We start from the raw sequence: 14,511 nt of genomic DNA on the forward strand, positions 1-14,511 counted from the left end.
CACCGCTCGCGACAGGACACCTCGGACTGTAGCCCCCGCCCCCGAGAGGGGGCAATGCATTTATCCATCCCACCGGGCCGGCGACTCGGTGGCGTCAGCCGCCCTCCGCTGATCCCTTTGCGGCAGAGAGGATCTCATCGACATCAGCGCCCCCCAGGATGGCCAGGACCGACTCGCCGTAGAGCCCCAGCTTGCGGGCTCCCACCCCGGACACCCTGGCCAGCGCCGCGACGTCGGCGGGCTGCTGCTCGGCGATCGCCGTCAGGGTCGCGTCCGTGAAGACGACGTACGCCGGCACCCCGGAGGCCGCGGCGGTGGCCTTGCGCCAGCTGCGCAGCGCCTCGAAGGTGGCCTCGTCGTAGGTGGGTGGGCACTGCGCGCAGCGCCCTGTCTTGCGCTCGGCAGCGGTGCTGAGCTCGGTCCCGCACGTCCGGCAGTGGGCCGGCTTGGCCACCGACGGCTTCCGCTGGCGGCCTGTGGTGCCCGTGCCGCCGCGGGGCACCGACCTGGCTCCGTCTCCGAGGACCGAGGCCGCGTCGTCGAGGAATCGGCTCGGTCGACGCGTGGCACGTCCCCCCACGTTGCGGGACGCCGCCCAGGACAGGGCGAGCTCGCGGCGCGCGCGCGTCAGACCGACGTAGAGCAACCGCCGCTCCTCCTCTATAGCCTCCCAGCCCTCCGCCATGGAGATCGGCAGGAGGCCGTCGCTGCACCCCACGAGGTGCACGACGTCCCACTCGAGGCCCTTGGCGCTGTGGAAGGACGCCAGCGTGACGCCCTGGACCGTGGGCACGTGCTGGGCCGAGGCGCGCTCGGTGAGGTCGGCGACGAGCTCCGGGAGTCGGGCCTGCGGCTGCGCGGCCACGAGGTCGTCGGCGAGGGCCACCAGCGCCTGGAGGGACTCCCAGCGCTCGCGGGTGGCCCCGCCCGACGCCGGGGGCTTGGCCGACCAGCCCACGCCGCCGAGGACGTCGCGCGTCAGCTGGCCTAGGGGCACCGACCCGTCGTCGGCTCGCGCCTGCCCCCGCAGCAGCAGGATCGCGTCGCGCACCTCGCGTCGGGAGAAGAACCGCTCCCCGCCTCGCACGAGATAGGGGACGTCCACGTCGGCGAGCGCTGACTCCAGGGCCTCGCTCTGGGAGTTGGTGCGAAAGAGGACGGCGATCTCGGCGGGGGGCGTGCCGGCGTCGATGCGGCGCCGGATCTCGGCGGCGACCCCGCGCGCCTCGGCCTGGTCGTCGTCGTACGCCGTGAGCCGGGGCGGGGGGCCGTCCTCGCCCTGGGCCTGCAGCTGCACCAGGGCTCGACCTGCGCCGGTGCGGCTGGCCTGCCCCTGGGCCCGGAGCAGCACGTTGGCGAGACCGACCACCTGAGGCGTCGAGCGGTAGTTGCGGACGAGCTTGACGACGGCCGCGTCCGGGTAGCGCGCCGAGAAGCCGAGCAGGTGCGCGGGCGAGGCCCCGGTGAAGGAGTAGATGGTCTGGGCCGCGTCACCGACCACGCAGACGTCCTGACGGTCACCGACCCACAGGTCCAGGAGCCGCTGCTGCAGCGCGTTGACGTCCTGGTACTCGTCCACCACGAAGTGGCGGTACTGCCCGCGGACCTCGCGTGCCACCGCGGGGTGCTCGTCGAGGATGCCGGCCATGATGAGCAGGACGTCCTCGAAGTCGATGACGCCGCGCTCGCCCTTGACCTCCTCGTAGGTCTGGAGCAGGCGGGCCATCGCCGTCGCATCGAGCCCCGCGGGGTCGCGCCGAGCGTGCCGCGCGGCGGCCGCGTAGGTCTCAGGGGTCAGCAGGCTGACCTTGGCCCACTCCACCTCGGCCGCGAGGTCCCGGATGGCGGGCCGGTCGAGCTGCAGGTGCAGCCGGGCCCCGGCCTCCGCGACGGCACCGGCCTTGTGCGGCATCACCTCCGGGGCCGCGCCCCCGATGGCCCGGGGCCAGAAGTAGTGGAGCTGACGCAGCGCAGCGGCGTGGAACGTGCGGGCCTGGACGCCCGCGGCCCCGAGGTCGCGCAACCGCGTGCGCATCTCGCCGGCCGCCCGCGCGGTGAAGGTGACGGCGAGGACCCGCTGCGGCACGTAGACCCCGGAACGCACGCCATAGGCGATGCGGTGGGTGATGGCGCGGGTCTTGCCGGTGCCCGCGCCCGCCAGCACGCACATGGGCCCGAGGGGTCGCTCGGCGACCGCCCGCTGCTCGGGATCGAGGGCGGTCAGTATGTCGTCGGGGGTGGCAGCCATCGCCGGAAGCCTCCCAGATGCCACCGACATACCTCGTCGTGCCGCTCGTCCTCGGGCGCTCACCGCGGGACGGAGGGACCCTGCTGCAAGGCGGCGATGGGCTCGCCCAGCCACCGCTCGATGAGGTGGTAGGCCACCGAGATCGGCATCCCACCGGCCAGCACGGCCCCGGCGCGGATGTCGCCCCGCAGCTCCTCGCGGGAGTACCACCTGGCCTCGGCGATCTCGTCGTCGGCGAAGCACAGCTCGCCGGCGCGCGCGCGAGCCGTGAACGCCAGCATCAACGACGCGGGGAAGGGCCACGGCTGGTTGCCGGAGTACTCGACGGCCTCCACCTCCAGCCCGACCTCCTCGCGCACCTCACGGACCACCGCCCCCTCGAGGGACTCCCCCGGCTCGACGAACCCCGCGAGCACGGAGAGCCGTCCCTGCGGCCAGGACGCGTTGCGGGCCAGCAGCAAGCGGTCGCGGCCGTCGACGACCGCCATGATCACCGCGGGCGACGTGACGGGATAGGACTCGTGGGCGCCAGAGCACCGCCGCACCCATCCCGAGCTGACGACGGACGTGGGCAGCCCGCACCGGGAGCAATAGCCGTGCGCGCGGTGCCAGTGCGACATGCCGATCAGGGTGGCGGCCAGGGCGACGTCGAGCGGGTCGAGCGTGAGGCCCAGGTCGCGCAGCCCGGCCCACCGGGTCGAGCCGCCGGCGACGTGGCCGTCCCCGGGCGCCTGCCGACGGTCCTCGTCCTCCAGAGGACCTCGCACCAGGCCCAGGTGCTGACGACCCCGCTCGTCCGCCCCCAGGTAGACCACGATGTCGTCCGTCGTGACGGTGACCTCGGCCGGGGTATGGCGCACCAGCGCGGATCCGTCGGTGCGCGCCTCGAGCAGGTCTCCCCGAGCGAGGACGACCTGGGTGCTCTCGTCGTCGAGGAGCCGCGGCACCCAGGTGACGTCGCCACGGAGCCAGCTGGAACGGTCCAGCGCAGACGGGGACAGGGCAAGTTCAGGCAGGATTCGCGGCGCTCCGGTCACGCCTCACAGCCTAGACGCCGGGGCTCGCCTACCGTGGGTCGCGTGACAGCCGCCCCTCGTTCCCCCCTGCACCTCGCAGCCCTGGCCAGCGCCGCCGTCAAGGGCCTGGACCCGGTGTCGGTCGAGCCGGTGCACGGGGAGGACGACCGCTGCGACGTCGCCCATGTCCGGGACTCGCAGCGTCGCAGCTGGACGGTCCGGGTCCCCCGCTCCGCCGCCGACGCCGCGCAGATGGAGTCCGCCGCGGCGCTGCTGCCCCACCTCGACAAGCGCCTACCGTTCGAGATCCCCCAGGAGGCCGGCAGCGTCACCCTCCCCCACTCGGGCCGCGCCATGGTCTATCCGCAGGTGAGGGGGCGCAACCTCGACTTCTCGGGGCTACCCTCCGGTCCAGGCCTGGCGGCGGCCCTCGGGCGGGCGCTCGGGGAGATCCACAACCTCGACCCGCGCCTGTACGACGAGGCGGGGGTCCCCGTGTACGACGCCGAGACCTATCGTTTGCGACACCTGGCCGAGCTCGACCGCGCGGCAGGGACGGGGCACGTGCCCGCGCGACTGCTCGGCCGGTGGGAACGCGCTCTGGAGAACGTCGCCCACTGGCGATTCGCCCCCGCCACCATCCACGGCCGCCTGTCCGGTGAGCTGCTCCTCGCCGACTTCGACGACGACGACGCGGCGAGCGGACGGATCGTCGCGATCACCGGCTGGGACGAGGCCCGCGTCGCTGACCCCGCCGACGACTTCGCCGTGCTGTGGTCGCAGGCGACCCCCGAGGCGTTCGACACGGTGCTGGAGGCGTATGCCGGAACCCGGCACGAGCGGCCGGACCGCGCGCTGGAGATGCGGGCCAGGCTGGCGGGCGAGCTGCGGCTGGTGCGTGAGCTCGTCCACGCTGAGGCCGGGCAGGACGACCGGGGCCGCGCGGAGGCGCTGGCCGCCCTGCAGAGGCTGGACGACGAGGTGGCTGGCGACGACCTGGTCGCCCACATCCCTTCGGTGACCCTGCCTGCGCCCGTCGGCGACGCGGATCCCGAGCTGCGGGGGCCACTGGCGTCGGCCCCTCGGAGCAGTCCCACCCAGCCTGTGGTGCTGCAGGACTCGGGCCCCGCTCAGACCCCGCGCGCCGGTCTCGCCCAGGCACCCATCGAGTCCCCGCGGGTCATCCCGGTGGCGGACTCCGGGGCGGAGCCGGACGCCGTGTCAGGTCGGGACCGTGCAGCACGGCGGGGCGCCCCAGCAGAGCACGACGAGGCAACGACGAGCGCCGCGGCCGCAGCGACCCGCCCGTCCGAGGAGGACGCCGCCCAGGAGGCCGGCTCCCCCGGCCACGGGGCGCAGCTCTCCCCGAGGGGCGTCGAGCAGGTCCAGGAGGACGAGTACGTCGTGGACACCGCTCGGCACACGACCACCCATCTGCGTCCCGGCGACCGGTCCGGCTGACGGGCCAGGTCCGGAGCTGACGGGAGCCACCGACGCGGTGGACCCTCACCCTCCGGTGAGCCCCGCCACGATCGTCTCCAGGGCCACCTCGTCCGGGAGGTCCGGTCGCACGGTCTCGCCGGTAGCCGCGTAGTAGAACGCGCCGTCGACCAAGGCCGGGTCGACCTGCCGCAGCCGGGCATAGGCCAGCCGGTAGACGGCCAGCTGGAGTCGGCGCACCTCGGCCCGCCGACCGGTCGGCGGGGCGCCTGTCTTCCAGTCGACCACGGTGAACCCACCGTCCTGACGGGGGAACACGGCGTCGATGCGACCACGCAGGCTGGTGCCCGCGACGGTGGACTCGACGGGCAGCTCGATGTCGACCGGCGAGAGCGCTGACCACTCGCTCTCGAGGAAATGCGCCTTCATCGTGTCGAGATCCTCCGCGTCGCAGGCTGTCTCGTCCGCGCTGCCCGGCAGCTCGGACAGGTCGATGATGGCCGCCTGGGCGTAGTGCTGCTCGACCCAGGTGTGGAAGGCGGTGCCACGTCTGGCTGCCGTGGCGGGTGCTGCTGGCATGGGTCTGCGCAGCCCACCGGCGAACTCGTCGCGATCGTCGGCGAGCGCGACGAGCGAGGACGTGGACAGGTGCGGCGGCAGCGCGACCAGCACCTCTGAGCGTTGCTGCGACGCCTCGCGCTCGGCGAGGAGGACGGCGACCTCCCGGTCCAGGTCGCTCCACTCGTCGAACGGCTCGTCGACCCCCGGGCGAGCCGGCGGCTGCGCGGCAGGCCCCGTGGTCATGCCGGACTCGGCGAACGAGGCTGACGAAGCGTGGCCACGCGCGGCCCGGACCGCCTCCGCAGCCCGGGCGAGGGCAGGATCCGGGGCGTCCCGCGCCGGCCACGGCAGGCTGAGCTGCTCCGCGAGCCGCGGGTTGCCGAGGTCCTCATCCCGTGAGTCCGGCATCTCCGCCCAGGTGGTGACGTGGGCGACACCCGCCTCACGCATCTCGTCGAGCAGGCGGGACGTGATGCGTGGGGTCCGCTGGGTGGCCCAGACGGGAGCGGTCAGCAGCAGCTCGTGACGTGCCCGGGTGACGGCGACGTAGGCCAGTCGACGTTCTTCGACCACGGCATGCTCCCCGCACGCCAGCGCGAAGCTCTCGATCCGCGCCGCCAGCTCCTGCCGGTCCGGGCAGGTCGCCCAGTCGAGGTGCGGCAGCCCGCCCCGGTCGCCGCGCAGGCCGAAGGGGAGACTGTCGAGGCCGCTCAACCATGCCTTGTCCTTGGGCGGTGGCACGCGCCACCCACCATCCTCGCGCCCGGCCACACGGGCGTCGTGGGCGGGAAAGGTGCCTTCCTCCAACCCGGGGACGACGACCAGGTCCCACTCGAGCCCCTTGGAGGCATGAACCGTCAGCAGCTGGACCGCCCCCGGCACGGGAGGGACCTGACCGGCGGCGAGTCCCCTCTCACGGTCCTCGGCGACCTCCAGCCACGACAGCAGGCCCCCGAGGTTCGGGCGTTCGGAGGAGGCCGCGTAGGCGGTCACGACGTCGGCGAAGGCCTCGAGGTGCACCCGGGCGTCCGCGACCGGGCGGCCCGGCCGGGCCATCAGCTCGAGGTCCAGCCCGAGCACGCGCTCGGCCTCCCCGACCACCTCGGGCACCGTGGCGCCGAGCAGCTCGCGCACCCGGCGCACCCGGCGCCGCAGGTCGACCAGCCGTGCTCGCCCGGTGTCCCCCAGCCCGCGCCCGTGGGGGTCCTGCCAGCCCGGTGGCGGGAGGCGGTCCACGGCCTCGACGAGGCCGACCTGGTCGGGCTGGCCCGACTCGCCGCCAGGCCCGAGCGAGCGGGCCCACGCGTGCAGGCCCGCCAGGTCGGCGGGGCCGAGACGGACGAGCGGTCCCGTGAGGAGGCGCATGAGGTGGTCGCCTCGGGACGGGTCGTCCACCACGTGCAGGAAGGACACGAGATCGACGACCTCGGGCATGCTCAGGAGTCCTCCGAGTCCCACGACCTCGACCGGCAGTCCGGCGGCGGCGAGGGTCTCGGCGAGGAGGGTGAACTGGCTCCGCTTGCGGCACAGCACGGCCGCCGTCGGGCGGGGCTCTGGCGGGGAGGCCGCCGCGATCGCGGACCCGGGTCCGGTCCAGGGCCCCAGACGCTCACCAAGCCAGGAGGCGATGTGCGCCGCCTCGGCCTCCAGGGTGTCGAGCCGGGCTGCCTCGACCTGCCCCCGCCCGGCCGCGGGACGTGGCGTAAGGACCGCGACGTCCACCGGGCACGCGGCGCTGAGAGGTGCGGCGACCACGTTGGCGGCGGCGAGGATGGCAGCGTCGTTGCGCCAGGAGGTGGACAGCGGCAAGGTGCGGGCAGGCCCGTCCGGCCCCGGGAAGTGCCCGGGGAAGGACGTGAGGGTGGTGGAGCTCGCTCCGCGCCAGCCGTAGATCGACTGGTGCGGGTCGCCGACGGCCATGACCGGGACGGCGTCGTCCGCCTCGGCGTAGAGCCGCCGGAGGAGGACCAGCTGCGCCTCGCTGGTGTCCTGGAACTCGTCGAGCAGGACGGCGCGGTAGCGCCGGCGCTCCGCTCGTCCGACGTCAGGGAAGGCGCCGGCGATGCGGGCAGCCAGGGACATCTGGTCGGCGAAGTCCAGGCTCTCGCTGGCCCGCTTGGCGCGCTGGTAGTCAAGGATCAGCGGAACGAGGGCCTGCCGCTGCCGCAGGACCCCGAGCGCGTCCAGCACCGGCTTGAGCGAGGCCTTGCGTCCCTCGCCGTCGGGCAGGCGGTCCCAGTCCGACAGCAGCCGGCCGAGGTGGTCGGCGAGCGCGTCGGGGGTGCACAGGTGCTCGGCGAGCTCCCCGGACAGGGACAGGACCGCGTCGACGACCGTGGACACGGCCGGCACGGTGCGACCGGCCGCGTTGCTCACGGCGTCCAAGGGACCGGGGTAGGCCTCGACGACCTCCTGCGCGAGCTGCCAGCAGGACGCCTCGGACAGCAGGCGCGCCCCGGGCTCGTAGCCGAGCCGCAGCCCGTGCTCGGACACGAGCCGGCCGGCGTAGGCGTGGTAGGTGGACACCGCGGGCGTGAGGTCGAGCCCGTCGTCGCCCGTGACCTCACGCCACAGGCCGACGGACTCGAGCTGGCGGAGTCGACGTCCGATGCGCTCCGCCAGCTCGCCGGCGGCCTTGCGCGTGAACGTGAGCCCGAGCACCTCGTGGGGCTGGACCAGGCCGTTGGCCACCATCCACACGACGCGGGCAGACATCGTCTCGGTCTTGCCCGAGCCGGCCCCTGCCACGACCAGCAGGGACTCTGCGGGAGCCTCGATGACGGCCTGCTGCTCCGGTGTGGGGGGCGCCTGCCCCAGGGCCTGGGCGATGTCGAGAGCGCCGATCCGCGTCACAGGGTCCTCCCCTCGGGCTGCGCCGGGCAAGACCGACGGACGGGGCAGTAGGAGCAGTGGTCGCCCGGTGTGGCAGGGAAGCTGGCGCCCGCCATGCCCTCGGCCGTCGACTCCACGAGGTCACGAGCCCACCCCGGGTCGGCGGCGTCGACGACCGGCGCCTGCGGCTGGACCCGGGGGGCACGCCGGTCCCCGCCCAGCTGCAGGAGCGCCGCGCCTGCCGACCCGGTGCCCGCGGGGAAGGCGCCGGCCTCGACAGCGGCCTGGTAGGCCGCCAGCTGCGCGTGCTCGGCCAGCTCGGCCTGGGTAGGGGCGCTGCGGCCGGTCTTGATGTCGACCACCCGCAGCCGACCGTCCGGGGCACGCTCCAGGCGGTCCACCCGGCCGGTGAGCAGGGCACGGCCGATCTCGACCCGGGCCTCCTGCTCGACGGCGACGAGCTCCCACCCCTCGTCCCGGATGGTGCGGGCATAGTCCGCGAGCTTGTCGACCATGCGACCCGCCCGGTCGTGGTCGTGCCGGCTCCGCCAGCTGTCGGCGAGACCGAGCTCCGGCCATCGGCGGTCCAGCTCGCGCCGCAGGGTCGAGGCGTCGGTCAGATCCAGGGCAGGGTCCGCGGCGACCTCGTGCACGAGGGTGCCCAGGTCGGCAGCCCCCCGGTCGGCCCCCTCGCCACCGTGGGTGCGAAGGATCCACATCAATCGGCAGCGACCGAAGCTCTCGATGCGGGACGGCGACACCGGGACCGGCAGGTCGTCGGGGTAGAGGGGCCGGGCGTCCGTCTCCTGCCGCAGTGCCCACCAGCCGTCGGGATCGGCGCCCGGGACCCCGGCCTCTGCCAGCGTCGCCAACCGAGCGGCCGCCTGCTGCCGCGTCGACGGGTCGTCGGACAGCGCACGACGCCGCAGCTCGGCCACCACGCCGCTGAGGGTCATCGGTCGCGGGACCTCGTGGACGACACGGGCATCGCCCGACGGAGGGTCGACGACGTCGAGGTAGGAGGACGGCTGCTCGTCCTCGGAGGACACGGCGGTGACCACGAGCCGTCGACGGGCCCTGCTCACGGCGGTCAGCAGCAGGCGTGCCTCGTCGGAACGGACCGCGGCCAGCGCCTCGCGGGGGCCGTGGCCTCGTCCGGCCAGCAGGTCGACGAGGTGCTCGGAGCCCAGCAGCGACCCGCGCAGGCGCAGGTCCGGCCAGACCCCCTCCTGAACCCCGGCGACGACCACGAGGTCCCACTCCCCGCCGGCCGCGCCCTGAGGGGTCAGGACCTGGACGACGTCGGTCAGGGGCGCCTGGGGGACGAGCGAGTCGGCCGCGACCTCCTGGCCCTGGACCTGCTCGAGGAAGGCCTGGGGCCCTGCTCCGGGGAGGCGTTCGGCGAACGCACCGGCCGCTCCGAACAGCGCCACCACGGCGTCGAGGTGCCGGTCGAAGCGCACGGACATCGGGCCACCGGACAGGGCCGCCGCACGCCAGGTGTCGGCGACACCGAGGGCGGACCACAGCGCCCAGAGCAGGTCCTCGGCGGTGACCTGCGGCGCCCACCGTGCGCCGTCGGCGGGTCGGGCCGCGTCGGCGGCCGCTGCGATCGCACGCCCGAGGCGCCGGATCGGCTGGGTGTCCACGGACGAGAGTGGCTCGTCGTCGAGGTCTGCCTGGTCCAGCAGGGCGACCACGAGGAGCTGGTCCGGGGATCGGTGACCGCCCGCGGCCTGCTCGCGCCGCCGGAGGGCGCGGCGCAGTCGGCGCACGGCGACCGGGTCGCTCCCTCCGAGCGGCGACAGCAGCAGTTCGACGGCGACGTCGGGCTCAAGTGGGCGCTCCTGGCCCCGCGCGACGCGGATCGCCACCTCGAGCAGGCCGAGCAGGGCCCGGGCCGCCGGCTCCTCCCGCACCGGCAGGTCGGTCATCGCGGTGGGGACCGGCACACCGGCTGCTGCCAGCGCCCGCCTGAGGGCGGCCAGCCTGGACCGACCGCGGCACACCACGGCCATCTGGGCCCACGGCACCCCGTCGACGAGGTGGGCCCGCCGCAGCAGACCGGCCACGTGCGCGGCCTCCTGGGCGGCGCTGCGGAGCAGGACCGTCTCGACGGCACCCTCGCCGGGCGGCGTCGAGCCGGTCCCGGCCGGGTCGTGACGGTGCGTCGTGACCCCCACGGAGCCCACCTGACGCGCAACCCGCGCGGTGACGGCAGCGAGGGCACCACCCTGTCGATGCGAGGGCCCGAGGACGTGGGTCTCACCCAGGCTGAGCAGGTCGTCGCCTCCGAACCATCGCTCCCAGTCCGAGGCGAAGACCCGGGGGTCCGCCCCACGGAAGGACTGGACGGCCGTGTCCGGGTCTCCCACGAGGACGAGGGGCGTCGACGGCGCCCGCACGACCGACAGCAGCTGCGCCGCGGACCAGGTCAGCTCCTGGGCGTCGTCGACGACGACCAGCCCGATGCGGCCCCGCACGCGGTCCAGCGCCTCCGGCGACTCCTCCAGCCGGTCGGCGGCCGCCGACAGCACCCAGGCCGGGTCATAGGCCCCGGGGCGCGAGAAGGCCGTGACCTGGTCGTACTCCTCGAGGACCGCCGCGGCGGCCCGCCACTCGGGCCGGCCGTGCCGCTCGCCCAGCGCGACCAGGTCGTCGGGGACGAGGCCGCGCTCCACGGCCCGCATCAGCAGGTCGCGCAGCTCGGCGCGAAAGCCCCTGGTGCCCAGGGCCTCTCGCACGGAATCCGGCCACTCGGGGCCGCGCCCGAGACCGAGGGCGTGGCCGTCGAGCAGCTCCTTGAGGATGGCGTCCTGCTCGGCGCCGGACAGCAGGCGCGGCGCCGGGTCCCCCACCAGCGCGGCCTCGGAGCGCAGCAGACCGAAGCCCAGCGACTGGTGCGTGCGCGCGAGCGGGGTCGTGGTGGTGCCGCCCAAGCGCCCGGTGATCCGGTCCCTCAGCCCTGCTGCGGCCACGCGGGAGGAGGTGAGCAGCAGGGCTCGGTCCGCCTCGACCAGCCCCCGACGGACGCGATCGACGACCAGCTCGACCGCCAGGGTGGACTTGCCCGAGCCCGGACCTCCGACCACCTGCACCAGCGGGGAGGTGGACGCGAGCACGGCTCGTTGCTGCTCGTCGAGGACGGGTGACCCGACGAGGGCGGGAGTCGGCGTGCGCCGGAGCTGGACCATGCACAGATCACACCAGAGACCACCGACACACCCCTGCGCGACAGCCCGGCGGCGCCTGGTGGAGCGGAGGGTCACCCCGTCGTCGCCGCCGGGGGCGGGCACGAGCTCCCGTCACCGGGGACCCACGCGCCGTCGGCACCCCACCGCGCACGGGCGAGGTCGATGCGCGTCCCGGTCGTGAGCCCCCCGACGAGCGGCATCGACTCCGCCCGCCAGTGCTCCCGGGCCCTCGCCGTGAGCTGCTCGGGCAGCGACCCGTCGGCGCGGACGACGCGCCACCAGGGGGAGCTCCCGGCATACCGGCTCATCACCGACCCGACATGGCGTGGGCCACCACGGCCGAGGAGCCGCGCGACGTCGCCGTAGGCGAGGGCGCGCGCGGGTGGGATCTGCTCGACGACCTCGAGGACGTCCTCGGCGAAGTCCCCGATCGTGCCGGCGCCGGCCCCCTCCACCACGACGTCAGTAGGTCGGGAGGGAAGGGTCCACCTCACGCACCCAGGCGAGCACGCCTCCCTCGAGGTGCCGGGCGTTGGTGTGGCCCCCGGCGATCAGCGCCTGCAGGGCAGTCGCCGACCGGCCCCCGACCTTGCAGTGGATGACGACCTCCTCGCCCTCCTCGAAGCGCGACGCGGCCCTCCCGGAGACGAACTCCTCGAGCGGGACGGGCTCGGCTCCGGGGATGGAGACGATGGACCGCTCGTCCTCGCCCCGCACGTCCACCAGGCGGAAGCTCTCGGGACGGTCGCGCAGCATCTGGGCGAGCTCGGGGGCGGTCACGGTCGGGAGCATGGCGTGCACGTCGTCCTCCTGCTGGGTGGGCAGTCCGCAGAACTGCTCGTAGTCGATGAGCTCGGTGATGGTCGGGTGGTCGCCGCAGAGGGGGCACTCCGGGTTGCGCTCGACGTGCAGCTCGTCCCAGCGCTGGGACAGGGCGTCGTGCAGCAGCAGCCGGCCGAGGACCGGCTCCCCCATCCCCACGATCAGCTTGACGGCCTCGGTCGCCTGGACCGACGCGACGGCCGCGCACAGGACCCCGAGCACGCCACCCTCGGCGCACGACGGCACGGATCCGGGCGGCGGCGGCGTCGGGAAGACGCAGCGGTAGCAGGGCCCCTCCCCCGCCCACCAGACGCTCACCTGGCCCTGGAACCGGAAGATGGAGCCCCAGACGTGGGGTATGCCGACCAGCGCGCACGCGTCGTCGACGAGGTAGCGGGTGGCGAAGTTGTCGGCGCCGTCCACGACGAGGTCGTAACCCCGGAGGAGCTCGAGGGCGTTGCTCGAGTCCAGCCGCAGCTCGTGCTCGACGACGCGCACGTACGGGTTGACCTCACGGACGGTCTCGGCGGCCGACCTGACCTTGGGACGGCCGATGTCGGACTGGCGGTGGATGATCTGGCGCTGGAGGTTGGACTCCTCCACCACGTCGGCGTCGACCACGCCTAGCGTCCCCACGCCAGCGGCGGCGAGGTAGAGCAGCGCGGGCGACCCCAGCCCCCCGGCGCCCACCACCAGGACGCGGGCGTTGGCGAGGCGACGCTGACCCTCCCGACCCACCCCGGGCAGGAGCAGGTGCCGGGAGTAGCGTTCCACCTGCGAGGTGGACAGCTCGGGCCCTACGTCGACGAGCGGTGGTCGTGCCATGCCGCGACGATACCGTGCCCGGGGTGCGAGGCGGCAGGCGCGAGGCCGTCCGAGTAACATGGCCGGACCCGCGGCCAGGTGCCTCGGGCCTCGGCTGAAAGGACCCCGATGACCGCCGCACCTGACCACGTCTCCGCCGACGCCGCCCGTCCGGGGCGCCTGCCACGGTCGGAGCGCCGGGCGCAGCTGCTGGAGGCCGCCCAGGACATCTTCGTCGAGGCGGGCTACCACTCCGCCGCGATGGACGCGATCGCCGAGCGCGCGGGGGTCTCCAAGCCTGTTCTCTACCAGCACTTCCCCAGCAAGAAGGACCTGTACCTGGCGTTGTTGGACCAGCACTGCACCGCCATCGTCGACCTCGTCCGCGAGGCGCTGGGGTCGACGGACAACAACCGGGCCCGCGTCACCGCGACGATCGCGGCCTACTTCGAGTTCTTCGACCGCGACGGCGCCCCCTTCCGCCTCGTCTTCCAGTCCGACCTGACGGGCGAGCCAGCGGTGCGCGAGCGCCTGGACCGCGTGGAGACGGAGTGTGCCGAGGCCATCGCCGACGTGATCAGCGACGACGCCGCCCTGCCTCGCGAGCACGCCCTCATCCTGGGGATGGCGCTGGCGGGCGCCGCCCAGAACTCCGCGCGCCACTGGGTCACCAGCAGCGCCGAGACCGGTGTCGCCCGGACCGAGGCCAGCCGGCTGGTGGACACGCTGTCCTGGCGCGGCATCGGTGGCTTCCCCAAGGCGGATAGGGCCAGCGAGGCCGCCCCGGCCTGACCGGGAACACCACAGCCCTCCTGGCGGTTGCTCACCGACGAGAGCCCCCGGCGAACCCGCCGGCCCGACCACGACGAAAGGACCCCCCGTGGAGGTCAAGATCGGCGTCCAGCACGTCGCCCGCGAGATCACCTTCGAGTCCGCCCAGTCCCCCGAGCAGGTGTCCGAGGCCGTGGCCTCGGCGGTCCGCGAGGGTTCGCTGCTGACGCTTCAGGACGATCACGGACGCACGGTCGTCGTCCCCGGGGACCGGCTCGGCTACGTCGAGATCGGCGAGTCCACCAAGTCCCGGGTGGGCTTCGGTTCCCTCTGACCGGGGGTCTGCGCCGCAGCACATCGGGGGTTCGGCACACGCCCCGCCCCAGGTCTCTTGCGGTTGTCATCGTTTCGTGATGGTGGAGTGATCGAAGAATCGCGCGACGGCGATCCCGACATGACACCGTGTCAACAGCCCCCCGAGACCGCGGGGTAGCTCACGAGGCGAGGCACCCCTCGCGTCACGCAACTACCAAGGAGAGTCACATGTTGGGCACCATCATCACCGCCATCATCATCGGCGCCATCATCGGCGGCCTCGCCCGTCTGGTCATGCCGGGCAACCAGAACATCTCGGTCCTGATGACGATCGTCCTGGGCATCCTCGGCTCGGCCATCGGCTCCTGGCTGGTCTCCCAGTTCGGCTACCGCAACTCGTCCGGCGGCATCGCCTGGATCGCCGTCCTGGCCGGCGTCGTCGTGGCGGCCATCCTCATCTCGATCTACCTCAGCATGACCGGTCGCAAGGGCCGCGTCTGACCTGCGC

General features: G+C 74.1%; 10 protein-coding genes. 4 read left to right on the top strand and 6 right to left on the bottom strand.

Annotation, left to right across the window (positions count from 1 at the left end; translation table 11 throughout):
* Positions 1–94: 94 nt before the first annotated feature.
* Positions 95–2,248, bottom strand: a complete 2,154-nt coding sequence (locus ACF3NS_RS00095) for an ATP-dependent DNA helicase UvrD2 (protein ID WP_195849259.1) — start codon at positions 2,246–2,248, stop codon at positions 95–97.
* 59 nt (positions 2,249–2,307) lie between these two features.
* A complete protein-coding gene (gene nudC, locus ACF3NS_RS00100) occupies positions 2,308–3,285 on the bottom strand; it encodes an NAD(+) diphosphatase (RefSeq protein WP_392467183.1) in 978 nt (325 codons plus the stop codon).
* A 42-nt stretch (positions 3,286–3,327) separates the two neighbouring features.
* Between nudC and ACF3NS_RS00105 the strand changes: the two genes are divergently transcribed.
* On the top strand, positions 3,328–4,725 hold the full coding sequence (locus ACF3NS_RS00105; RefSeq protein ID WP_392467185.1) for a phosphotransferase: 1,398 nt from the start codon (positions 3,328–3,330) through the stop codon (positions 4,723–4,725).
* A gap of 45 nt (positions 4,726–4,770) precedes the next feature.
* Here the strand turns inward: ACF3NS_RS00105 and ACF3NS_RS00110 are convergent, their stop codons facing one another.
* From ACF3NS_RS00110 to moeB, 4 genes are all read right to left on the bottom strand, one after another.
* Positions 4,771–8,118: a UvrD-helicase domain-containing protein gene (locus ACF3NS_RS00110; protein WP_392467187.1), complete on the bottom strand. Its 3,348-nt coding sequence runs from the start codon at positions 8,116–8,118 to the stop codon at positions 4,771–4,773.
* Positions 8,115–11,291: an ATP-dependent helicase gene (locus ACF3NS_RS00115; RefSeq protein WP_392467189.1), complete on the bottom strand. Its 3,177-nt coding sequence runs from the start codon at positions 11,289–11,291 to the stop codon at positions 8,115–8,117. The genes ACF3NS_RS00110 and ACF3NS_RS00115 overlap by 4 nt, the downstream gene beginning before the upstream one ends.
* A 71-nt stretch (positions 11,292–11,362) precedes the next feature.
* A complete protein-coding gene (locus ACF3NS_RS00120; RefSeq protein ID WP_288798022.1) occupies positions 11,363–11,749 on the bottom strand; it encodes an MGMT family protein in 387 nt (128 codons plus the stop codon).
* 4 nt (positions 11,750–11,753) lie between these two features.
* Complete coding sequence (gene moeB, locus ACF3NS_RS00125; protein WP_154594614.1) at positions 11,754–12,938, bottom strand: molybdopterin-synthase adenylyltransferase MoeB; 1,185 nt, start codon at positions 12,936–12,938, stop codon at positions 11,754–11,756.
* 108 nt (positions 12,939–13,046) lie between these two features.
* Here moeB and ACF3NS_RS00130 point away from each other — a divergent pair, with 108 nt between their 5' ends.
* From ACF3NS_RS00130 to ACF3NS_RS00140, 3 genes are all read left to right on the top strand, one after another.
* A complete protein-coding gene (locus tag ACF3NS_RS00130) occupies positions 13,047–13,709 on the top strand; it encodes a TetR/AcrR family transcriptional regulator (RefSeq protein ID WP_154594615.1) in 663 nt (220 codons plus the stop codon).
* 88 nt (positions 13,710–13,797) lie between these two features.
* Positions 13,798–14,022 carry a DUF3107 domain-containing protein gene (locus tag ACF3NS_RS00135; protein WP_288798023.1) on the top strand — a complete coding sequence of 75 codons (225 nt, stop codon included), beginning with the start codon at positions 13,798–13,800 and terminating at the stop codon, positions 14,020–14,022.
* 209 nt (positions 14,023–14,231) lie between these two features.
* Positions 14,232–14,504: a GlsB/YeaQ/YmgE family stress response membrane protein gene (locus ACF3NS_RS00140; RefSeq protein ID WP_154594616.1), complete on the top strand. Its 273-nt coding sequence runs from the start codon at positions 14,232–14,234 to the stop codon at positions 14,502–14,504.
* Positions 14,505–14,511 lie beyond the last annotated feature (7 nt).

It is taken from the genome of Arsenicicoccus cauae (genome assembly GCF_043162025.1).
Taxonomy (GTDB): domain Bacteria; phylum Actinomycetota; class Actinomycetes; order Actinomycetales; family Dermatophilaceae; genus Arsenicicoccus; species Arsenicicoccus cauae.

What these genes read in the sequence shown, in the direction of transcription:
- ACF3NS_RS00095 (WP_195849259.1), bottom strand. Translation starts at nt 2,248, where the DNA reads ATGGCTGCCACCCCCGACGACATACTGACCGCCCTCGATCCCGAGCAG.
- ACF3NS_RS00115 (WP_392467189.1), bottom strand. Translation starts at nt 11,291, where the DNA reads ATGGTCCAGCTCCGGCGCACGCCGACTCCCGCCCTCGTCGGGTCACCC.
- moeB (WP_154594614.1), bottom strand. Translation starts at nt 12,938, where the DNA reads ATGGCACGACCACCGCTCGTCGACGTAGGGCCCGAGCTGTCCACCTCG.
- ACF3NS_RS00130 (WP_154594615.1), top strand. Translation starts at nt 13,047, where the DNA reads ATGACCGCCGCACCTGACCACGTCTCCGCCGACGCCGCCCGTCCGGGG.
- ACF3NS_RS00140 (WP_154594616.1), top strand. Translation starts at nt 14,232, where the DNA reads ATGTTGGGCACCATCATCACCGCCATCATCATCGGCGCCATCATCGGC.